The organism is Mycolicibacterium chengduense (genome assembly GCF_033741155.1).
In the GTDB taxonomy this organism is placed as follows: Bacteria; Actinomycetota; Actinomycetes; order Mycobacteriales; family Mycobacteriaceae; genus Mycobacterium.
Map to the genome: position 1 here is coordinate 673,647 of NZ_JAWQNH010000003.1, position 20,631 is coordinate 694,277.

A 20,631-nucleotide genomic window follows, 5' to 3' on the forward strand; every position below is an offset into this window, starting at 1 on the left:
TGATCATCAAGGACGAACTCGATGCCGCCGGCCTCAAGGGCACCGACCTGCGCGCGGCCTACGCACACTGCCGGGCCGTCAATGCCAGGGACGGGAAGACGTTCTTCCTGGCCACTCGGCTGCTGGCACCCCAGCAGCGCCCCGCCGTGCATGCCTTGTACGGGTTTGCCCGCTACGCCGACGACATCCTCGACTCTTTCGACGAGCGCGACAGTGCCCTGCGCGCTGCGCAGTTGCAGTCGCTGTCGGACCGGTTGTTGGACTGCCTGACCGAGGGCGTCTCCCCGGTCGGTGACCCGGTGCTGACGGCCGTCGTCCACACCGCACACCGTTACGGGATCGGTTGGGACCTGTTCGACGACTTCCTGGCCTCCATGCGGATGGACCTGACCGTCACCGGTTATCCCGACCGTGCCGCGCTGGAGCGGTACATGTACGGCTCGGCGGAGGTGATCGGGTTGCAGATGCTGCCCATCCTCGGCACCACGGTGGCCCGCGAGGAGGCCGCACCGCATGCCGCGGCACTGGGAAAAGCGTTCCAGCTCACCAACTTTCTCCGCGACGTTGACGAGGATCTGGCCAGGGGCCGGGTGTACCTGCCCGCCGACGAACTCGCCGCCCATGGTGTCGACCGCGATCTGCTGCTGTGGTGCCATCGAAACGGGCGTAGCGACCCCCGCGTGCGCCGGGCCTTGGTGGACCAGCACGCGCAAGCCCGCCGGGTATACCGCGAGGCGCAGCCGGGCATCGCCATGCTGGCGCCGATATCCCGTCCGTGCGTGCAGGCCGCACTCACGCTGTACTCCGAAATCCTGGACCGCATCGAGGACCTCGACTTCGAGATCTTCGGTACCCGGGCCAGCGTCGGCAAACCCCGTCGGGCGGTGGTCGCGTTGCGTGGCCTCGCCGGGGCCTGGTGGGCCAGGGCCGCGGTCCGGCGCCGATGAGCACCGACCTCGACCAGTGGCAGTACCTGCTGGTATTGGCCGCGTGCGTGCTCATCACCGCGCCACTGGAACTGTTCGGCCGCGGGGTGTACCGCCAGCCCCGCCGGCTGCTCACGGCGATTCTCCCGGTGGCGGTGGTGTTCTTGGTCTGGGACGCGGTCGCCGTCGCTGCCGGTGTGTGGCACTACAACCCGCGTTACCTGCTCGGCGTGGTGCTGCCGGGCGCCCTTCCGCTGGAGGAGGTGTTGTTCTTCGTGGTCATCCCGGTGTGCGGGCTGCTGACCTACTCGGCGGTGGACACCATCCTGTCGTGGCTGAGCAGGCGGCGGGTGGAGTCGCGCCGATGACGGGCCTCGGCTACACGCTGCCGGCCGTACTGGCCGTCGTCGTCGTAGTGGTGTTGGAATGGCAGGTATTGCGCACCGGGCTGTTCCGCCGCCCCGGCTACTGGATCTCGATGGTGATCGTGCTGGGCTTCCAGATTCCGGTGGACGGCTGGCTCACCAAGCTCTCCTCGCCCATCGTGATCTACGACGACCGGCACACCAGCGGGATTCGGTTCCCGTTCGACATTCCGGTCGAGGACTTCTTGTTCGGTTATGCGCTGGTGACCGCCGTCCTGCTGTTGTGGGAGCGGCAACGGGCACGAAGCGGGGACGCGCGGTGACGGCGCGAGACCCCCGGCGGGAGCGACTGCCGGGCGGTACCGGCTTGCCGGACACCGCGGCGCTGTCCCGGATTCCCACCGTCGCCGTCGTCGGCGGGGGGATCGCCGGACTGGCGGCGGCGACGGGCCTGGCCGAACGCGGTGTCCGGGTACACCTCATCGAGGCAGCCGACCGGCTGGGCGGGCGGGTGGCCGGCTGGCCGGAGGTGCTGGCCGACGGCAGCCGCGCCGCGATGAACCGCGGTTTTCACGCCTTCTTCCGGCAGTACTACAACTTGCGGTCCCTGTTGCGCCGCGCCGACCCGCATCTGCGGGCGCTCTCGCCGGTTGCCGACTATCCCTTGATCGACGGCGCCGGCCGCCGGGACACTTTCCGCGGACTGCCCCGCACGCCCCCGTTCAACGCGCTGGCGTTCGCGTTGCGCAGTCCGACGTTCCGGATGCGCGATCTGGTGCGGCTGGACGCCAAGGCGGCCGCACCGCTGGTGACGGTCGGAGTGCCGTCCACCTATGACCGCTTGGACCATCTCGACGCTGCCACGTTCCTGCGGGACATCAACTTTCCGGACGCCGCACGCCATCTGGCCTTCGAGGTCTTCGCCCGCAGTTTCTTCGCCAGACCGGAGAAGCTGTCCGCCGCCGAACTGGTGACCATGTTCCACATCTACTTCCTCGGCTCGTCCGAGGGTCTGGTCTTCGATGTGGCCAATGCCAATTTCGATACCGCGCTGTGGAACCCGTTGCGCGAGTATCTTTCCGAACTCGGGGTGGACTTCCATCTCGGTGCCGCGGTGCAGGCGGTGGACCGGACCGACGCCGGGGTACGGGTGCGCTCCACCGGCGCCCCGGATATCGACGCCGACGCCGCGGTACTGGCGACCGATATCGCCGGCTTGCAACACCTCACCGCCGCGTCACCGACGCTCGGGGATGAGAGCTGGCGCGCCCGCGTCGCCGCACTCGGCACCGCGCCGGCCTTCGTGGTGCTGCGGTTGTGGCTGGACCGCGCGGTCCGTCCGGACCGCGCCGCCTTCGTGGGAACCGGCGGCCGCCCACCACTGGACAACATCAGCGTTGTTGAACGCTACGAACGCGAAGCCGCGCAATGGACCCGACGCACGGGAGGATCAGTGGTCGAACTGCACGCCTACTCGGTGACCGAATCCGACGCCGAGGTTCGGGCCGCGCTGCTGGCCCGGATGCACCAGCTCTACCCGGAGACGGTGCAGGCCGGCATCGTCGACGAACGCCTGCTGCGCCGACAGGACTGTCCTCGGTTCGCACCCGGTGATTTCGCGGGACGGCCCACCGTGACCACCCCCGATTCCCGCATCATGCTGGCCGGCGACGGTATCCGGGTCGATCTGCCGGTGGCGCTGATGGAGCGTGCCGCCACCACCGGATGGCTGGCCGCCAACGAGTTGCTGGCCGGGTTCGGCGTGGCCGGCCACGAGCTGTACACCGTGCCCACCCGCGGCCGCTCGCCGGTATTGCGGCGGCTGGCCGGGCGGGCACCGGAGCGGCACCGATGACCGGGCCGCTGCGACGCTGGGCCCAACGCATTTCGCCGTTCACGGCGGCCCGAACCCTGCCGTTCACCACGCTGCCGCCCACCGCATGGTCGGCACAGCAGCCCACCTACGGTGACGCCAGCCCGGCAGTGATCCAGGCGGCACTGCGCCGAACGGTGGCCCGCCCAAGCGGCAACTGGTTCGCGTTCGCCGACAGCGCGCGGATCGGGACCAAGCCGCTGGGCACCCGCGTCGCGGGGGTCTCGATCGTGGCGTGGCGCGGTAGTGACGGTGCACTGCTGGCCGGCCCGCGGGCCTGCCCGCATCTGGGTGCCGACCTGGCCACCTCACCGGTGGAGTGCGGGGCGTTGATCTGCCCCTGGCACGGGCTGCGGCTGGACGGGCGCCGGTACGGAACCTGGCGGCCACTGCCGACCTTCGACGACGGGGTGCTGAGCTGGGTGCGCCTCGATGCGGTGGGCGGCGAAACACCGACCGAGGCACCCATCGTGCCGGTGCGCCCGCCGGAACCGCGGTTGGCGGCGGTGGCCACCGTGGAAGGGGTCTGCGACCCCGATGACATCGTGGCCAACCGGCTGGATCCCTGGCACGGTGCCTGGTTTCACCCCTACTCGTTCACTGCGCTGCGGGTACGGCAGGCCCCCGCGGCCACCGACGATCTGGCCCCGGAGGAGGACCGCTTCGTCGTCGATGTCACGTTCAAGATCGGCCGGCTGGGCGTACCCGTTGTCGCGGAGTTCACCACGCCGGAACCGCGGACCGTGGTGATGCACATCGTCGACGGCGAGGGCGTCGGCAGTGTCGTGGAGACCCATGCCACCCCGCTGGGCCCGGGCCCCGACGGCCGGCCCAGGACCGCGGTGCTGGAGGCGGTGATCGCCCACTCCGATCGCAAACACTTCGGCAAGTCGGCGGTCGTCGCGCCGCTGCTGCGCCCGCTCATGCGCACGGCCGCCGCCCGGCTGTGGCGCGATGACCTGGCCTACGCCGAGCGGCTGTACCAACTGCGGTCGCTGGGGTGACCGCGCGCTGATCGCGTTTGTCTGCGCTGCGCGCGGGGTACATGCACTGCCATGACCAGCCCAATCACCACCGACACGGCGCGCGAAGCGCCCGCCACCGTCGGGCTCCTGCTCAACTTCGCGGCACTGATCGCGATCACCGGTGCGTTCGCGCTCGGCCTCGACGGTCAGATGGGGACCGCGGCGGTACTCGCCGCCGCCGGACTGGTCGGGTTCATCGCAAGCCTGGTGTGTTTCGCCGTGGACAGCCGGCGCGCTGAGTCGCCCATCGAGTGAATCGCGGCCGGCCCGACGGGTGGGCCTGGCTCACAACGCCGTTTGTACTCAGCACATCTCGGATTACCCTCGGCGGCGTTTCGATTCGGTGACAGTATGGCGGGGCCGGGCGCGCATATCACCGGCGAATCGGTCGCGAGGGCGTGGTTCCGGCAATAATCGCTTATCACCCTGGGTGTTACCTGATCGTCGGTGAGCATATTTTGACCTCTCAGCAAATTTTGGTGCGGCGGACCTGTTTGCAAACTAAAAGACCTGCATGCGGGGCCGGCACACGGTTCGACGTCCGACGCAACGCCGGCGCGGCACCGCCGGTGGCGACGCCACCCGACGTTGCTGGCACACCGGACAGGAAGCGGTCAGGACATGGTCATGCTGCCGCTGCTCAGGCCATGGAGATGCGCGAACGGCGCTGTGCAAGAGGGCGGTTGATCTGCCTTAATGATGCGCAACCGCTTGGCCTGCCAGAAAGGCTGTCATGCCCGCCATCCGCGCCCGTCCCGTCAATCGAGTACTCCTGGCTGTTGCCCTGGTGGCGGCGGCGCTCTACGGCATCACACCGCACCCCCGCGCTGCTGCCCTTGCCCCGCTGACCGTCGATACCTCGGCCGCTGCCATGGGCATGGCCGAATCCAACCTGTATTTCATGAACGCCACCGATCTGGCGACCGCCATGCAGAACTTCACTGCCATGGGCGTGAAGCAGATCAGGGTATTCCTGCCCTGGCGGGCGATGGAACCGCAGAAGGGCACCTACAACTGGGTGGACGCGGACCGGATTCTCGATGCCGCTGCGGCACAAGGGCTTGCGGTGATCGCCGCGGTGACCAGCACTCCGACCTGGGCGTCCAAGGCTTATGGCTTCTGGATGCCCAACGCCGCACCCGACGACCCCAACGACTATGCCAGGTTCATGGCCCAGGTGGCCCAGCGGTACGGCTCGGGCAGCAGTTCGCCCCGAGTCGCCGGTTACGAGATCTGGAACGAACCCAACGGGAACACCGGTTGGTCGCCCCAGCCGAATGTCGCGGGTTACACCGCGCTGCTCAAGGCGGCGTACACCGCCGTCAAGCAGGTCGAGCCGACCGCCCTGGTGATCGGCGGCGTGTTGGGGGCCGGCCTGACCTTCGGCACCTGGACCATCAACCCGGTGAACTACCTGACCCAGATGTACTCGGCAGGCGCGCAAGGTTATTTCGACGCGCTGTCTTTCCACCCGTACAACTTCTCCAGCAGCTTCTCCGCGGGTGCACCGTACGCCAACACGCCTTACCAACAGTTGAAGTCGTTGCGCGCGTTGATGAATACCAACGGTGACACCACCAAGCTGATCTGGGCCACCGAGTACGGCGTCCCGACGTCGGCGGTGAACGCACAGACCCAGGCCGCGTGGATAACGGATTTCGCGACCACCTGGTCGACACTGTCCGGCGTCGGACCGATGTTCATCTACTGCTTGGTGGACCGGCCGAACGACACCCCGTGGGGCGTCTTCGACAAGACCTGGACGGCCAAACCCGCGGCCACGGCCATCGCCAATTGGATTGCCGCACACCCGGTACAGGGTGCGGTCATCTCGAAAACCAGTGGTTAACGGGTCGTCGCGCGCGCCAGGTCGATGGCGTACTGGCTGACGAAAGTGCCCGCCGACGGTTCGCCACGGCCACACGACCCGTCGGACTCGCCGACTCGTTTCACCCACAGATAGGCGTCGGCGTGCGGTCCCGCGGTGTCGGTGGTCGGCGGGGTGCCCAGCGCCCGGCCGTCCGGATTGCACCAGTAGAACTCGCCGGTCGCCGGCCCCGCACCGTTACGCGACGTGTCGATCACGTAGTGCGCACCGCCGGTCTGACCGGAAATCGCTTCGCCGTAGCCGATTTCCTCTTCGGTGGTGAAGTAGTTGGTGGTGTTCAGACTGAAACCCCGCGCCTTGGCCACGCCCACCTGGTTGAGCCGGGCCGCCATGGTGTCCGCACTCACCCACCGGGAATGGCCCGCGTCGATATAGACGACGGCAGCGGGATCCCGGGTCAGCGTGTCCACGGCGTAGCTGATCAGATCGAAACGCTCCTGACGCTGGTCGGCAGACAGGCAGTCGGCCATGGCCAGTGCATCGGGTTCCACGATGATCGCAGCCGGCATGGCGCCCAGTCCGGCGGCGATCCCGTCGATCCATTGCCGGTAGGCGTCACCGGAGGAGAAGCCGCCCGCGGCGTAGCTCCCGCAGTCCCGGTGCGGAATGGCGTACAACGCCAGGACCGGGGTTGCACCGGCCGCCTGAGCGTCGCCGGCGAGCTTGGCGACCGTGCCACCGACCGTGGCGGCGGGAAACGCCTGATCGAGCCAGTACGCCTGCGGGGTGTTGGCGATGGTGGTCAGCTCGGCACTCGGCGGGTTGGCGGCCTGCGCGGCCCGCATCGCCTTGGAGATCGGGTCGACATAGAACGGGCGCCCGGCCAGCGGGTTGGAATCGTCGGCCAGCCGGATGGCCGGGGCAGGCTCCGACGCGACGGGGATGACCGAGCAACCGACGCCGGCGACCGCGGCGGCCGCTACGAACGGAGAGATCCACCGCGCGACGGCGCCGGCAGCTGAGGAGATCACGCCTGGAAAATAGTGTGGCCGGCCACTTCGCGCCAATCGCGTCGGGGCCGTACGCGGCGGCCGCAAACCGTGCTCGACGGCCGACCGCTGGGGCTGCATGGCGGTTCTGGGCCACCGCATCGTTCGCAGCAACAGTTCGTGCAGATTGCCAGGCGGCCCCGGTGGACCCAGGCCGCCGCGACGGCAGCGAGCGGGGCTCGTCGGCGGGGCTGGGGTCACCGGCAAACAACGCCGTCAGGTTCGAACGGGGCGCCGGTAGGTGAGCCTGTCGAATTCGCGGCCGTACTCGTCGACAGCCGTCACGTCCATTTCGCTGACCAGGACGCCGGGCCGGACGTCGACGCGCAGGAAGGCGTAATTGCGGAAGCGGACCCTCGACCAGGCCACGGCCTCTTGCTGTTTCGCCCCGCCGGCGGTCCAGACGTAACTGTTGGGCACGCTGGTGTCGGCGAGGACGTTGCCGCGGTAGCTCTCCAGCTCGCCGGGCTGGAAACCGTAGCGGGGCCGGCCCCCGCAGCCGACGGTGTAGTACACCGTTCCGTCGGTTTCCGGGTAGACGATGTCGTTGTCCAGGGCGGCTCTGGTGGGGGCTCCGGCCCGGATCGGGTCGGAGCGTTCGAACACGTGGTTGTGCCCCTGCAGCACCAGGTCGACTCGGTACCGGTCGAACAAGGCGCACCATGCCGCCCGCACGCCGCCGTCGCTGGCGTGCGCGTCGGTGGTCGAGTAGGCGCAATGGTGGAAGAAGCAGACGATGAAGTCGATGTCCGGATCGGCGCGGTAGCCGGCCAGCGTCCGCTCGGCCCAGCCGGTCTGCGCACCTCCGGAGTATCCGGTGTTGGCGGTGATCTCGTAACTCACGTCGTTGGCGTCCAGGGACAACACCGCGACGTTGCCATAGCTGAACGAATACACCGATGGGCAGTTCGCCGGGCCGTTGCCGGGGAAGTCGAGACGGGCGACATGGCCGCCGTAACCGTGGGTGCCGTAGGCGGCCTCCATGTCATGGTTACCGGTGGCGAACATCCATGGTGTGCTCGCCGCGCTCGCCTCGATGGACCCGAGGTAGACGTCCCACACGTAGGGATTGAACTTGTCGAAACCGGCGGGCAGCGTCCCGCCGGGACCGACGAACGCCGCGGGCTTGCCCAACCCCGACGGGTCGGCGTAGGCGATATCGCCGGCCAGCACGTGGAAGTCCGGCCGCGCGGCGATGATCTGGTTCAACACGTTCGCGGTGTGCGGCACGTCGGGATCGTTGTCCGGCTTGTAGTAGTTGTCGTCGTAGTCGCCCCTGGCCAGACCCGGCGGCAGCACCGGTGTCTGGTCGGTGCCCTGGTCTCCGATCATGGTGAAACGGAACGGATCTGCGGCCAGCGCCCGCGAACGCGGCATCGCCGTCGACGCGATCCGCACATCGCTGACGAAACCGTCATCGGTGCGCCACCGGTAGTGGTGCGCTGCTGCGGGCGGTAGTCCGTCAACCGGTACGTGCACATAGAACTGCTCGGTGGCCAGCACACCGCCCCGTCCGTCCGGGATCTGTGTCACCAGATTGCGCACCTCGGCCGGTACCGTCGCACCCAGCTCCGCCGTCGGGCCGTGGTCCAGGAACACCCTGCCGCCCTTGGGGTTCCTGGACAGCTGCGCCGACAAGCGCAGCTGGGTGGCCGCGTCGGCACCGTAGCCGACGCGGCGGTTACCGACCGCCAACGGTGCGTCCGACGCGTAAGCGCGCTGCCCGAACGGCGAGCCGCCCAGTGCCGCAACCGCCGTCGCAGCTGCCGCACCGCCGAGGAAGACGCGCCGGGACACCGGCCGCCGACGCAGATAGTCCCGATGCCAGTCGTACCGTTCGGCCATCGTCATGTGGGCCGCCACGGCCTGCGGTATCCCGGTGTCCGGCACATCCCTCGAGGGGTCCATCACTGGATGGTCACCCAGATCCACCTCCCGTCGCCACCGGGGCGGGCGAACCGCGCCGGAACACCCGATGAACACCCGGGCTGGGGCCGGCATGCGCTAGAGTCCCGGGCTAACCTCTCCCTCCCCCAAGGTATGCGAGTTCGTCGTTTGAAACGTTTCCGCCGGGCCGCGGTCATCGTGCTGCTGGCGCTTGCCGCCCCGGGGTGCGGCGCGAACCAGCCGACGCCCGCCGCCCCGAGCGACCCGGCACCGGCCGCGCTCGGCCTCGGCAGCGCCGAACGGATCAATGCTTGGCGGCATCAGCATTACGAGGCGTTCAAGACACTAGGCACCGCGTCGGGCCGGCTGGTGACGGCGATCAACCGGGCCGACTTCGACGGTATCCACACCGTCTGCCGGGATCTGACGAGCGCGAACCAGCAGATCCGCACCAGCCTGCCCACCCCGGATCAGGCGCTGACCACGGCGTTGCGCGAGCTGACCGGCCAACTCAACGAGCTGACCCGGCGGTGCCCGACCTTGAGTTTCCGATCCAACACCGGCGATTTCATCCAGTTCGGTGCCGAGGTCAAGGGGGCGGCCCGGTCGTTCGAGACGGCCCGCGCCATCCTGAGCACCGCCGAGAGTCGGTAATGGTGCCCGGTCCGCGCCGCGCGGACGGCAACCTCGCAGGCGTCCTCCGTGTCCTCGGTGTCATGCGCGTCATGGTGGCGGACCGAGCGACGACACCGCACTGCTGACGCCCTGGCACAGGGTCCGGGTCATACCGCCGTCCGGCCATGCCCGCGAAATGCGCCCGATAGTGGATCGGCGCAACGTTTTTCCGGCCCCCTGATCTTGAACGCTAGACTGGCTCGAATACTCGGGGGAGGTTGTTCTTGAGCACGATCGATGAGGCGGGACCCACGCCGGAGTTCCGCGACCGTGTGCATGCCGCCGCCCGGGAAGAGTTGACACGCTGGGGCATCGACCGGTTCAGCATCATGGCGCTGGCGCACCGGAACGGCTTACCCGTGGTCGACATCCGGCAGTTCTGGGCCGATGAAGCCGCGCTGATCATCGATGTCCTGCTGGACGGCACCGGTCGGCAGGCGGTCGCACCCGATACCGGGTCGCTGCGCGACGACCTCTATGCGGTCGCCGCTGACATGGCCGCGTATGTCAGTTCCGACCGTGGCCACAAGATTCAGGGCTCACATCTGATCGGCGAACACTTCGCCGACGGGATCGAGATCCGCCGCACCCTGTGGCGGATGCGGTCGCAGCGGTTGAGCGTCGTGTTCGAGCGGGCCCACGAACGCGGCGAGTTGCGCGCCGGGGTCGACGCCGCGACTACATTGGAAATGCTGCTGGCCCCCATCAACATGCGCGCCCTGTTCACCGGCGAGGCCATCGACGAAAGCTACTGCCGGCAGCTCGCCGATCTGGTGTGGCAGGCAATTCGGTCCTGAGGCCGCAGTCCTCGGTTTGGGTTGCTGCGGTGTGCGCGCGTTACTGTGCTGAGGACAGCCCCCACGAACGTGCAGGGCGAACGTGCAGACAGAGAAGTTGAGCCCAGCGATGACCGCAGCAGCAGAAACGTCGACCCTTGAGTCCCGGGTGGGCCACTACTACCAGATGGAGGACACCTATCTGGTAGGTCGCGAGAAGATCCGCGAGTTCGCTCGTGCGGTCCAGGACCACCACCCCGCGCACTGGAACGTCGACGCGGCCAAGAACCTGGGATACCCGGGGCTGATCGCGCCGCTGACCTTCACCTCGGGACCGGCGATGGCGTGCAACCAGCGCATGTTCGAGCAGGTGGTGGTGGGTTACGACATGTACCTGCAGACCGAGGAGGTCTTCGAGCAGCACCGCCCGATCGTCGAAGGTGACGAACTGCGTATCGATATCGAGCTCACGTCGGTGCGCCGCGTCGCCGGGCGGGATCTGATCACCGTCACCAACACCTTCACCGACACCGCCGGCGAGGTGGTGCACACCCTGCACACCACCGTGGTCGGGGTGACCGGCGAAGAGGTCGACCCGGCGATCCGGCCTGCCGTACAGGGCGTGATGATGCACGGCATCAACATGCTCGGCGCCGAGGAATCGGGCGCCTACGAGAAGACGCTGCGTCCGGCGATCGAAACCCGTACCGCTGAACCGGCCGCCGCGGCCGCGTCACCGTCGTTCGACGATCTGACGGTCGGCGACGAATTACCGCTGCATCACACCCGGTTGTCCCGGGGGGACCTGGTGAACTACGCCGGGGTGGCCGGTGACGCCAACCCGCTGCACTGGGACGAGAACATCGCCAGGCTGGCCGGCCAGCCCGATGTGATCGCCCACGGCATGCTGACCATGGGGTTGGGCGCGTCGTTCGTGTCCTCGTGGACCGACGATCCCGGCTCGGTGAGCCGCTACGCCGTGCGGCTGTCGCAGCCCGCGGTGGTGCCGGCCGACGGCGGCGCGGATATCGAGTACAGCGGCAAGATCAAGTCGCTGGATCCGCAGACCCGTACCGGTGTCGTGCTCGTGGGCGCCAAGTCGCAGGGCCGGAAGATCTTCGGGCTGGCCACCGTCAACATCCGGTTCAGCTGAGCCACCCGGCCCCCGGCCTTGTGCCACACCGCGCCGCCGCAGATACTTAGATCAGGTAACGGTTCGGTGAGCGCGAGGGGCGACCATGAATCTCTGGGGTGATCTGACGGTTCTCGACGGACTGCTGGCACTGAGTCTGGTCGGCTGCGTGTACGTCTACATCCGCCGGCTGGAGAACCGCACTCCGGCGGCACTGGGCGAGCAGGTCGGTGCCCACAAGGCGATCCTGGCCAAACTGCGTCGTCGCGAGCCGATGACACCGGCCGAGTTCGAGTACGCGACCGAACTGGTCGAGGACGCCCGCTCACCGCTGGCCTACGCCATCCCCGCCGTCCTGTTCAGCTGCGGATTCTTCTACGTGGTGGGTTGCCTCTACGAGTTGCACGTGCACGGCGGCAACCCGTCGTTCCGGACGTTCATCGGCGGCATCCCGATGCTCAGCTCGATGAACATCTTCGGGCAGCTGCGCCGGGTCGCCCGGCACCATAACAAGTTGCCCGACATCGAGATCGTCGACGACGCCGCGGCAGCTGAGGGCACGGAGGCTCCCGGGCGGCTGAGCCCTCAATCCGCCTGACCGCGCGACAACGCTGCCAGGACGGCATTCCTCAGCTGCAACAGTTGGGGTCCAGCACCGTACACAACGCCATCAGTGCGTCGCGGTGCGCAGCGTGGAACACCTTCATGCCACGGCGTTCCGAGTCCACGAGGCCGGCATTGCGGAGCTGAGTGACGTGGTGGCTGACGGTGGATTCGGTCAGACCGAGCACACGGGCAAGATCACCGCTGTTCTGCTCACCGGCACTGGAGGACAACAGGTGGGACATGATTTTCACCCGGGCGGGGTCCGCCAACGCCTTCAGTCGGAGTGCGACTTTCAGGGCATCGTCGTCGCTCATCGGGCCGGCGGCGACAGGGGCGCAGCAGACCGGAGCTGACATGTCGATGGCGGGCAACGCCTTGGGCATGGGACAAGTCTGCCAGATTGATTGACATATATCCAAAAGGTGGCATGCTGGGCAGCGTCACAGTAGTTCGACATATGTCACAACCCTGAAAGGCGGGTCATGTCCCGAGTCCAACTGGCGCTCAACGTCGACAACCTCGACGAGTCGATCACGTTCTACCGCAAGCTTTTCGGTGTGCCACCAGCCAAGGTGAAGCCCGGCTACGCCAACTTTGCCGTCGCGGAGCCGCCCTTGAAGCTGGTGCTGTTGGAGAACCCAGGCAACGGCGGCACCATCAACCACCTCGGGGTCGAGGTTGGCTCCAGCGAAACCGTTCACGCCGAGATCGCCCGACTGGCCGACGAAGGGCTGTTCACCGAAGAGGAGATCAACACCACGTGTTGCTTCGCCACCCAGGACAAGGTGTGGGTGACCGGACCGGCCGGTGAGAGGTGGGAGGTTTACACCGTGCTCTCCGATTCCGAAACCTTCGGCACCAGCCCAAACCTGGTCGCAGACAAAGATTCCCGTGGCGTGTGCTGCGGCGGCGCGCCAGCCGATCCCGCCCCGCCGGCCGACACCACGTCCTGCTGCTGATACCGAGGGCACATCCGGGCTTGACCACCACGGCACCGGGCGGGTTCGCCGATTGTTCACCCGGCACCGCCTTGCGCCCGATATCGATCACTGTCAATATCGATGGATGTCGAATCGAGAGGCCTCCGCGTCCGCCTCGGACGCGTGTTGCGCACCGGGAGCGCTACTCCGCCAACCCCTCTCGCCGAGCGAGGCCATCGATATGGCGGTCAAGCTCAAAGCCTTGGCCGATGCGGTTCGATTGCAGTTGTTCTCCGCGATCGCCAGCCGCGAAGGCGGCGAGGCATGCGTGTGCGATATCTCCGACGGTATCGAGGTGTCCCAGCCGACGGTGTCGCATCACCTCAAGGTGCTGCGGGACGCCGGACTACTGACCTCAGAGCGCCGCGGGTCCTGGGTCTACTACGCCCTCGTCCCGGAAGCCTTGCTGAGCCTGGGTGTGCTGTTGGGCGCCGACATCCGACCGGGAGTGACCGTATGACCGATACCGCGGGCGCCGCCCCTGCTGTCGTGGGCAGGCTGTCCACCCTCGATCGGTTCCTGCCGGTGTGGATCGGCGCGGCGATGATCGCCGGGCTGCTGCTGGGTCGCGGAATCCCCGGTTTGAACACCGCACTCGAAAAGGTTCAGATCGACGGTATTTCACTGCCCATCGCCGTGGGCCTGCTGATCATGATGTATCCCGTGCTGGCCAAGGTTCGCTACGACCGCCTCGACACGGTCACCGGCGACCGCAAGATGCTGTTGTCGTCGCTGATCCTGAACTGGGTCATCGGTCCGGCGCTGATGTTCGCGCTGGCCTGGCTGCTGCTGCCGGATCTGCCCGAGTACCGGACGGGCCTGATCATCGTCGGCCTGGCCCGTTGCATCGCGATGGTGATCATCTGGAACGACCTGGCCTGCGGGGACCGCGAAGCCGCCGCAGTGCTGGTCGCGCTGAACTCGATCTTCCAGGTGGTCATGTTCGCGGCGCTGGGCTGGTTCTACCTTTCGGTGCTACCGGGCTGGCTCGGTCTGGAACAGACCACCATCAGCACGTCGCCGTGGCAGATCGCGAAATCGGTCATCATCTTCTTGGGCATCCCGCTGTCGGCCGGTTACCTGTCCAGGCGCCTGGGCGAGAAAGCCAAGGGCCGGCACTGGTATGAAACCCGCTTCCTGCCCCGGATCGGACCGTGGGCACTGTATGGCCTGCTGTTCACCATCGTGATCCTGTTCGCGCTACAGGGCGAACAGATCACCAGCCACCCCATCGATGTCGTGCGCATCGCGCTGCCCCTGCTGGCCTACTTCGCGATCATGTGGGGCGGCGGGTATCTGCTCGGCACGCTGCTCGACCTCGGATACGAACGCACCACCACCCTGGCCTTCACCGCCGCGGGCAACAACTTCGAACTCGCCATCGCCGTGGCGATCGCCACCTACGGCGCCACCTCGGGCCAAGCCCTGGCCGGCGTCGTCGGACCGTTGATCGAAGTACCGGTGCTGGTCGCTCTGGTCTATGTCTCTCTGGCGTTGCGTAAACGGTTCCACCATCACACTTCCCAGCACCTGCCCACCGACTCCCCGACGCGAACGGAACCCACCTCGTGACCGACTCCCCGATGACCCATCAGCTGCGCGACGAGGTGGGGAAACGCACGGTCATCGACGGCAAACCCACCGTGCTGTTCCTGTGCACCCACAACGCCGGGCGCTCCCAGATGGCTCTGGGATACTTCACGGACCTGGCCGGGGATAAGGCGGTGGCCTGGTCGGGCGGCTCCGAGCCGGGCAACCAGATCAACCCGACCGCCGTCGAAGCCATGCGCGAAGTCGGTATCGACATCACCGGCGAATACCCGAAACCCTGGACCAATGAGATCGTCCAGGCCGCCGACGTAGTCATCACGATGGGCTGCGGAGACACCTGCCCGGTGTTCCCCGGAAAGCGTTACGAGAACTGGCAATTGTCCGATCCGGCTGGACAGGGACTCGATGCGGTCCGCGCGATCCGCGATGACGTCGAAGAACGGGTGCGCCGGTTGCTCGCCGACCTGGGTATCGACATCGGCGGCCGCACCGAAACCTGCTCCGGCGGCAACTGAAGCACTCAGCCCTCGGACGGTTCGACCCGGCGTGGCGCTGCCGGGTCCCCGTCCTCCCACAACAAAAGCTGACGCACCGACGCCCGCGAACCGTAGGGCTGCAGCATCTGGCTGGCGGGCCGGGGCCGCACCCGCAGCGGCCACCAGAACCACCGGCCGAGCAGGGCCGCGATGGCCGGCGTCATGAACGACCGCACGATCAGCGTGTCGAACAGCAGGCCCAGGGCGATGGTGGTGCCGATCTGCCCGAGGATCCGCAGATCGGCGAAGATGAACGACGCCATGGTCGCGGCGAACACCAGGCCGGCGGCGGTCACCACCGCGCCCGACCCGGCCATGGCCCGGACGATGCCGGTGTTCAGGCCGGCCCCGATCTCCTCCTTGAACCGGGAGATGAGCAGCAGGTTGTAATCCGACCCCACCGCCAGCAGCAGGATCACCGCCAGCGCCAACACGATCCAGAACAGTTCGACCCCGAAGATGTCCTGCCAGATCAGCACCGACAACCCGAACGAGGCGCCCAGCGACAGCGCCACCGTGCCCACGATGACGAACGCCGCGATGATGCTGCGGGTGATGAACATCATTACCAGCAGGATGAGCGACAGCGCCGCGATGCCGGCGATCATCAGGTCGTACTTGGCACCGTCGGCAATGTCCTTGTAGGTGGCCGCGGTACCCGCGATGAAGATCTTGGAGCCGGCCAGCGGCGTGCCCTTCACCGCTTCCTGCGCGGCGTGCCGGATCTTGTCGATGTGCGAGATGCCTTCCGGCGTCGCCGGATCGCCGTCGTGGGTGATGATCATCCGGGCGGCCTTGCCATCCGGCGACATGAACAGCTTCATGCCCCGCACGAATTCAGGGTTGGAGAACGCCTCGGGCGGCAGATAGAACGAGTCGTCGGTCTTGGACGCATCGTAGGCCTGGCCCAGCGCGGTCGCGTTCTGTAACGCCGCCTGGGTCTGGTCGTTGATCCCGGACGTGGTCGCGTAGTTGGTCAGGGTGAGATCACGGTTGGTCTCCTGGCTCTGGATCTGCGGCGGGATCAGAGCCAGTAACTTCGGTTGCAGCGCATCGAGTTTCGCGATGCTGCCGGCGACGTTGCTCAGCTGGTCGGTGAGGGCGTCGATCCCGTCGAGGGCGTCGAACACCGAGCGGATGGCCGCGCAGGCCGGGATGTCGAAGCAGTGCGGTTCCCAGTAGAAGTAGTTGCGCAGCGGCCGGAAGAAGTCGTCGAAGTTGGCGATCTTGTCGCGCAGGTCATTGGCCGTCGCGACCGTCTGCGCGAACGCCTTGGCCTGCTCGTCGGTGACCGCACCCGACTGTTGTTGCAGCGCATACTGCTGGCGCAGCACGTCGATCGAATTGTTGATCACGTCAACCTGTTTGAGCAGATCGGACCCACGCGCCTGCTGGAACGGCAGGTTGTTGATCTGGGAGGCACTGCTCGCGCTGATCTGGAACGGAATGGAGGTGTGGTCCAGTGGGGTGCCCAACGGCCGGGTGATCGACTGCACCTGCGCGATGCCGTCGGTGTGGAAGACGGCCTTGGCGACGCGCTCCAGCAGGATCATGTCGGTGGAATTGCGTAGGTCGTGGTCGGCCTGGATCATCAGCAATTCCGGATTCAGCCGTGCCTGCGAGAAGTGCCGCTCCGCGGCGGCGTAGCCGCGGTTGGCCGGGGCGCCGGCCGGCATGTAGCCCTTGGCGTCGTAGCTGGTCTTGTAGTTGGGCAGGGCGATCAGGCCGATCAGGGCGATGGCCACAGTGGCCACCAGGATGGGCCCGGGCCAACGCACGATGGCCGTGCCGATCCGGCGCCAGCCCTGCGTCTGCAGCCGGCGCGCGGGCTCGAACAGACCGAAATGCCTGCCGATGCAGATCAGCGCCGGCGCCAAGGTCAATGCGGCCACCACGGCCACCAGTACGCCGGTCCCGGCGGGAATGCCCAGGCTCTGGAAGTACGGCAGCCGGGTGAAGGTCAGGCACATCACCGCACCCGCGATGGTCAGTCCGGAGCCGAGGATGATGTGCGCGGTGCCGTGGTACATCGTGGTGAACGCCGCCACCCGATCCTCACCGGCGTACCGCGCCTCGTGGAACCGGCCGAGCAGGAAGATCGCGTAGTCGGTGCCGGCGGCGATCACCAGCAGCGTCAGCAGGTTGGTGGAGTACGTGGACAGTTCGATGATGCCGGCGTTGGCCAGCACCGCAACCACTCCACGGGAGGCGGTCAACTCGATCATCACCGTGAAAATCACGAAGAACACCGTGCTCAGCCGGCGGTACAGCGCGAAGAGCATCACCGCGATCACCCCGATGGTGATCAGCGTGGTCTTCAGGGTGCCCTGCCTGCCGACCTCGAACTGGTCGGTGACCAGCGGCGCGGCGCCGGTGACATAGACCTTGAGCCCGGGCGGGGGTGGGGTGTGGTTGACGATGTCGCGGACGGCATCCACCGACTCGTTGGCCAGCGACTCGCCCTGGTTGCCGGCCAGGTAGACCTGCACCAGCGCGGCCTTGCCGTCGGAACTCTGTGAGCCGGCCGCCGTCAGCGGGTCGCCCCAGAAGTTGTCGACGTGTTCGACGTGCTTGGTGTCCTGGGTCAGTTTCGCGACCAGGCCGTCGTAGTAGTGGTGGGCCTCGGCGCCCAGCGGCTGGTCACCCTCGAGCACGATCATCGCCGAGCTGTCCGAGTCGAATTCCTGGAAAACCTTGCCGATCTGCTTACTGGCTTGCAGCGACGGCGCGTCCTGCGGGCTCAGCGACACGTTGTGCGCTTCGGCGACCGTCTCCAGCTGCGGGACGAAGACGTTGGTGACGACGGCCAGACCGAGCCAGAAAAAGGCGATCAGGACGGAGTACTTGCGCAGGAAGTCTGGGATCCCTGCGCGAGCGGAGCGACGGGGGGAAATACCGTTCATCCGGATTTGTCCAGGCAGTAGGTGAGGGCGTTCAGGGTGTTGACCGTTCTCTCGTCCTTGACAGCATCGTCGATCTTGATGCGGCAGCCGATGGAGTCGCTGTCACCCTGGGCGGTGACGTTGACGAAGACGGCCGGCTGCGTGGTTGTCGTGTCGTAGGCCCAGGGCAGGGTGACGTCGTCGGCGCGCTGCGGTTGGGCGTTCACATCCAGGTAGGTGATGGTGGCGACGGCGCCGGGCGGCCCGAACACCTCGATGACCACGTGTTTGGGGTTGAACGGCACGATGTCGTTGTCCGCGCCGCTCGGCGTGGACGTGACGTCGTGCGAGGCGAAGATGCCGTGCAGACGGAACACGGCGAACCCGGCCACTGCGACCACGAGCACCGCCACCAGATACATCCAGCGTTTTCCCAGCTTTCTGCTGAGCGAAACCCGTTGCATCCGTGACCCTTTCATGTGCCGTGCCAGGAGCTGACGGTGGCGGCTTTTTAGGACGGCTAATCAACTAGGTTGACGGTACGACACCGGGGCGGGCATCACAACCGTTCACGGCTCAGCCGAGTTCGCTGACTCTGCCCCCGTCCACATGCCAGGACCGATCCAGGCGCACGTTCTGCAGCATCCGCCGATCATGGGTCACCAACAGGAGGGTGCCGTCATAGCCCGCCAGCGCCTGCTCGAGTTGTTCGATGGCGGGCAGGTCCAGATGGTTGGTGGGCTCGTCGAGCACCAGTACGTTGGTCCCGCGAGCCTGTAGCAGCGCCAGACCCGCTCGGGTCCGCTCCCCCGGTGACAACTCCCCGACCGGCCGCTCCACGTGATCGGCACCGAGCCCGAATTTTGCCAGCAGGGTCCGCACATCGGAGGTGGACCAGGCCGGCATCCGCTGTTCGAAGCTGTCGACCAACCGGTGCGCGCCGGAGAACTCCGCCCGCGCCTGGTCGATCTGTCCGATGGCCACGCTGGCGCCCAGGCCGGCGCGGCCGTCGTCGGGCTGTCGGCGGCCCAGCAGCACGCTCAACAGGGTCGACTTGCCCGCGCCGTTGGGGCCGGTGATGCCGATCCGGTCACCGGCGTCGATCTGCAGCGACACCGGCCCGAGGACGAAATCTCCTTGCCGCACAACGACGTTGTCCAGGGTCGCCACGACGGAGCTGGACCTCGGTGCGGAGCCGATGCTGAACTGCAGCGTCCATTCCTTGCGCGGTTCCTCGACCTCCTCCAGGCGGGCGATGCGGCTCTCCATCTGGCGCACCTTCTGCGCCTGCTTCTCACTGGATTCGGTTTGTGCCCGACGCCGGTTCTTGTCGTTGTCCGGCGCCTTGCGCATGGCGTTGCGGACGCCCTGGCTGGACCATTCCCGCTGGATCCGCGCGCGGGCCACCAGGTCGGCCTTCTTCTCGGCGAACTCCTCGTACTCGTCGCGCCGATGCCGCCGGTTGACCTCGCGCTCTTGCAGGTAACTCTGGTAACCACCGCCGTAGACGGTGGTGGTGTGCTGCGCCAGATCCAGTTCCGCCACCCGGGTGACGGTGCGGGCCAGGAACTCTCGGTCGTGGCTGACCAGCACCACACCGGCCCGCAGGTCCCCGACGAAACGCTCCAGCCGGTCCAGGCCGTCGAGGTCCAGGTCGTTCGTCGGTTCGTCGAGCAGCACGATGTCGAACCGCGACAACAGCAACGCCGCCAGCCCGACGCGGGCCGCTTGCCCGCCGGACAGCGCCGTCATGGGTGTCGACTCCGGTTGCAGCGCAGTCGAATCGAGGCCGAGATCGGCCAGCACCGCGGGCAGCCGGTCGTCCAGGTCGGCCGCACCGGTGGCCAGCCAGTGCTCCAGAGCGCTCGCGTACGCATCCGCGCTCGCCGCGGAGTCGTCGAGCGCGGCGGCGGTGGCCTCCATCGCCACCGTCGCGGCGGCGCATCCCGTCCGGCGCGCGATGTACCCGGCGACGGTTTCGCCGGGGACCCGTTCATGCTCCTGAGGCAGCCATCCGACGAAGGCGTCGGCCGGCGCGACGCTGACGGTGCCGGCCAGCGGCTCGAGATCACCGGCCAGGATCCGCAGCAGTGTGCTCTTCCCGGCGCCGTTCGCGCCGACCACCCCGATCACGTCGCCCGGCGCCACGGTGAGATCGAAATCTTCGAAGAGGGTGCGGTGTGCGAACCCCCCGGCCAGGCCCTTCGCGACGAGCGTTGCGGTCATGGCACCTATCGTCGCAGGGCGCCGGCGCCGAGTTCGTTACGGTCGAAGGATGACCGAATCTGTGGTGAACGGCCCGATCGATGACGTCGCTCCCGGTGATGTCATCACCCTCGACCGCGGTACCGGTGCGCGGACGTACAAGGTGGTGCACAAGGAATCCGTCGACGGCGGCTTCGCCATCACCGTGGAAGGCGATGGCGGAGCGACGTCTGCACTCGAGCTGCCTGCGGGCACACAGGTCGCGCGGACCCTGGAAGCCAAGTGGGAGTCCACCCAGAGTCCGACGCCGCACTCGGAATAGGCATCGGCTGCCG

The 20,631-nt window shown here is 67.3% G+C and carries 21 protein-coding genes and 1 pseudogene; 16 read left to right on the forward strand and 6 right to left on the reverse strand.

Going from position 1 to position 20,631, the window contains the following annotated elements; all coding sequences use genetic code 11:
* Nucleotides 1–2: 2 nt before the first annotated feature.
* The 7 genes from SBI67_RS13750 (at nucleotide 3) to SBI67_RS13780 (ending at nucleotide 6,038) form a co-directional block, all read left to right on the forward strand.
* The gene (locus SBI67_RS13750; RefSeq protein WP_318981337.1) at nucleotides 3–947 is read left to right on the forward strand and encodes a phytoene/squalene synthase family protein; all 945 of its coding nucleotides are present in this window, start codon (nucleotides 3–5) and stop codon (nucleotides 945–947) included.
* The gene (locus SBI67_RS13755; protein ID WP_318981075.1) at nucleotides 944–1,294 is read left to right on the forward strand and encodes a lycopene cyclase domain-containing protein; all 351 of its coding nucleotides are present in this window, start codon (nucleotides 944–946) and stop codon (nucleotides 1,292–1,294) included. Before SBI67_RS13750 ends, SBI67_RS13755 begins: the two co-directional genes overlap by 4 nt.
* Nucleotides 1,291–1,614 carry a lycopene cyclase domain-containing protein gene (locus SBI67_RS13760; protein ID WP_318981338.1) on the forward strand — a complete coding sequence of 108 codons (324 nt, stop codon included), beginning with the start codon at nucleotides 1,291–1,293 and terminating at the stop codon, nucleotides 1,612–1,614. The genes SBI67_RS13755 and SBI67_RS13760 overlap by 4 nt, the downstream gene beginning before the upstream one ends.
* The gene (locus tag SBI67_RS13765) at nucleotides 1,611–3,146 is read left to right on the forward strand and encodes an FAD-dependent oxidoreductase (protein ID WP_413232468.1); all 1,536 of its coding nucleotides are present in this window, start codon (nucleotides 1,611–1,613) and stop codon (nucleotides 3,144–3,146) included. The genes SBI67_RS13760 and SBI67_RS13765 overlap by 4 nt, the downstream gene beginning before the upstream one ends.
* Nucleotides 3,143–4,168 carry a DUF5914 domain-containing protein gene (locus tag SBI67_RS13770; protein WP_318981076.1) on the forward strand — a complete coding sequence of 342 codons (1,026 nt, stop codon included), beginning with the start codon at nucleotides 3,143–3,145 and terminating at the stop codon, nucleotides 4,166–4,168. Before SBI67_RS13765 ends, SBI67_RS13770 begins: the two co-directional genes overlap by 4 nt.
* Before the next feature lie 51 nt (nucleotides 4,169–4,219).
* Nucleotides 4,220–4,444: a hypothetical protein gene (locus SBI67_RS13775; RefSeq protein ID WP_318981077.1), complete on the forward strand. Its 225-nt coding sequence runs from the start codon at nucleotides 4,220–4,222 to the stop codon at nucleotides 4,442–4,444.
* 478 nt (nucleotides 4,445–4,922) lie between these two features.
* Nucleotides 4,923–6,038, forward strand: coding sequence for a cellulase family glycosylhydrolase (locus SBI67_RS13780; protein ID WP_318981078.1), 1,116 nt, complete (start codon nucleotides 4,923–4,925; stop codon nucleotides 6,036–6,038).
* Here SBI67_RS13780 and SBI67_RS13785 read toward each other — a convergent pair.
* Together SBI67_RS13785 and SBI67_RS13790 are read right to left on the reverse strand one after the other, a co-directional pair.
* Nucleotides 6,035–7,048, reverse strand: a complete 1,014-nt coding sequence (locus SBI67_RS13785; RefSeq protein WP_318981079.1) for a glycoside hydrolase family 6 protein — start codon at nucleotides 7,046–7,048, stop codon at nucleotides 6,035–6,037. The two genes, SBI67_RS13780 and SBI67_RS13785, sit on opposite strands and share 4 nt — an antisense overlap.
* Nucleotides 7,049–7,282: 234 nt before the next feature.
* Nucleotides 7,283–8,974 carry a metallophosphoesterase family protein gene (locus SBI67_RS13790; RefSeq protein WP_413232469.1) on the reverse strand — a complete coding sequence of 564 codons (1,692 nt, stop codon included), beginning with the start codon at nucleotides 8,972–8,974 and terminating at the stop codon, nucleotides 7,283–7,285.
* A gap of 147 nt (nucleotides 8,975–9,121) precedes the next feature.
* Here SBI67_RS13790 and SBI67_RS13795 point away from each other — a divergent pair, with 147 nt between their 5' ends.
* The 4 genes from SBI67_RS13795 to SBI67_RS13810 all read left to right on the forward strand — a co-directional run bounded on the left by SBI67_RS13795 (nucleotide 9,122) and on the right by SBI67_RS13810 (nucleotide 12,134).
* Nucleotides 9,122–9,607, forward strand: a complete 486-nt coding sequence (locus tag SBI67_RS13795) for a hypothetical protein (RefSeq protein ID WP_318981080.1) — start codon at nucleotides 9,122–9,124, stop codon at nucleotides 9,605–9,607.
* A 245-nt stretch (nucleotides 9,608–9,852) separates the two neighbouring features.
* Nucleotides 9,853–10,425, forward strand: coding sequence for a TetR-like C-terminal domain-containing protein (locus SBI67_RS13800; RefSeq protein ID WP_318981081.1), 573 nt, complete (start codon nucleotides 9,853–9,855; stop codon nucleotides 10,423–10,425).
* A gap of 109 nt (nucleotides 10,426–10,534) precedes the next feature.
* Nucleotides 10,535–11,557 carry a fused (3R)-hydroxyacyl-ACP dehydratase subunits HadA/HadB gene (locus tag SBI67_RS13805; RefSeq protein ID WP_318981082.1) on the forward strand — a complete coding sequence of 341 codons (1,023 nt, stop codon included), beginning with the start codon at nucleotides 10,535–10,537 and terminating at the stop codon, nucleotides 11,555–11,557.
* A gap of 85 nt (nucleotides 11,558–11,642) precedes the next feature.
* Nucleotides 11,643–12,134, forward strand: coding sequence for a hypothetical protein (locus SBI67_RS13810; RefSeq protein ID WP_318981083.1), 492 nt, complete (start codon nucleotides 11,643–11,645; stop codon nucleotides 12,132–12,134).
* A 31-nt stretch (nucleotides 12,135–12,165) separates the two neighbouring features.
* Here SBI67_RS13810 and SBI67_RS13815 read toward each other — a convergent pair whose 3' ends face one another.
* Nucleotides 12,166–12,525: an Rv2640c family ArsR-like transcriptional regulator gene (locus tag SBI67_RS13815; protein ID WP_318981084.1), complete on the reverse strand. Its 360-nt coding sequence runs from the start codon at nucleotides 12,523–12,525 to the stop codon at nucleotides 12,166–12,168.
* A gap of 99 nt (nucleotides 12,526–12,624) precedes the next feature.
* Here SBI67_RS13815 and SBI67_RS13820 point away from each other — a divergent pair, with 99 nt between their 5' ends.
* From SBI67_RS13820 to SBI67_RS13835, 4 genes and pseudogenes are all read left to right on the forward strand, one after another.
* Nucleotides 12,625–13,101 (forward strand): ArsI/CadI family heavy metal resistance metalloenzyme, encoded by a 477-nt coding sequence (locus SBI67_RS13820; RefSeq protein ID WP_318981085.1) that lies wholly within the window; start codon nucleotides 12,625–12,627, stop codon nucleotides 13,099–13,101.
* Nucleotides 13,102–13,207: 106 nt separating this feature from the next.
* Nucleotides 13,208–13,582 (forward strand): ArsR/SmtB family transcription factor, encoded by a 375-nt coding sequence (locus SBI67_RS13825; protein WP_318981086.1) that lies wholly within the window; start codon nucleotides 13,208–13,210, stop codon nucleotides 13,580–13,582.
* The gene (gene arsB, locus SBI67_RS13830; RefSeq protein ID WP_318981087.1) at nucleotides 13,579–14,694 is read left to right on the forward strand and encodes an ACR3 family arsenite efflux transporter; all 1,116 of its coding nucleotides are present in this window, start codon (nucleotides 13,579–13,581) and stop codon (nucleotides 14,692–14,694) included. Before SBI67_RS13825 ends, arsB begins: the two co-directional genes overlap by 4 nt.
* Before the next feature lie 50 nt (nucleotides 14,695–14,744).
* Nucleotides 14,745–15,188, forward strand: a pseudogene (locus SBI67_RS13835) (arsenate reductase ArsC); the annotation flags it as partial.
* 5 nt (nucleotides 15,189–15,193) lie between these two features.
* Here the strand turns inward: SBI67_RS13835 and SBI67_RS13840 are convergent.
* The 3 genes from SBI67_RS13840 to abc-f form a co-directional block, all read right to left on the reverse strand.
* Nucleotides 15,194–18,112, reverse strand: a complete 2,919-nt coding sequence (locus SBI67_RS13840) for an MMPL/RND family transporter (RefSeq protein ID WP_318981088.1) — start codon at nucleotides 18,110–18,112, stop codon at nucleotides 15,194–15,196.
* Nucleotides 18,109–18,555 (reverse strand): MmpS family transport accessory protein, encoded by a 447-nt coding sequence (locus SBI67_RS13845; protein ID WP_318981089.1) that lies wholly within the window; start codon nucleotides 18,553–18,555, stop codon nucleotides 18,109–18,111. The genes SBI67_RS13840 and SBI67_RS13845 overlap by 4 nt, the downstream gene beginning before the upstream one ends.
* Before the next feature lie 112 nt (nucleotides 18,556–18,667).
* The gene (gene abc-f / locus SBI67_RS13850; protein WP_318981090.1) at nucleotides 18,668–20,317 is read right to left on the reverse strand and encodes a ribosomal protection-like ABC-F family protein; all 1,650 of its coding nucleotides are present in this window, start codon (nucleotides 20,315–20,317) and stop codon (nucleotides 18,668–18,670) included.
* Nucleotides 20,318–20,366: 49 nt separating this feature from the next.
* Between abc-f and SBI67_RS13855 the strand changes: the two genes are divergently transcribed.
* On the forward strand, nucleotides 20,367–20,618 hold the full coding sequence (locus tag SBI67_RS13855) for a hypothetical protein (RefSeq protein WP_318981091.1): 252 nt from the start codon (nucleotides 20,367–20,369) through the stop codon (nucleotides 20,616–20,618).
* The last annotated feature ends 13 nt before the right edge of the window (nucleotides 20,619–20,631 follow it).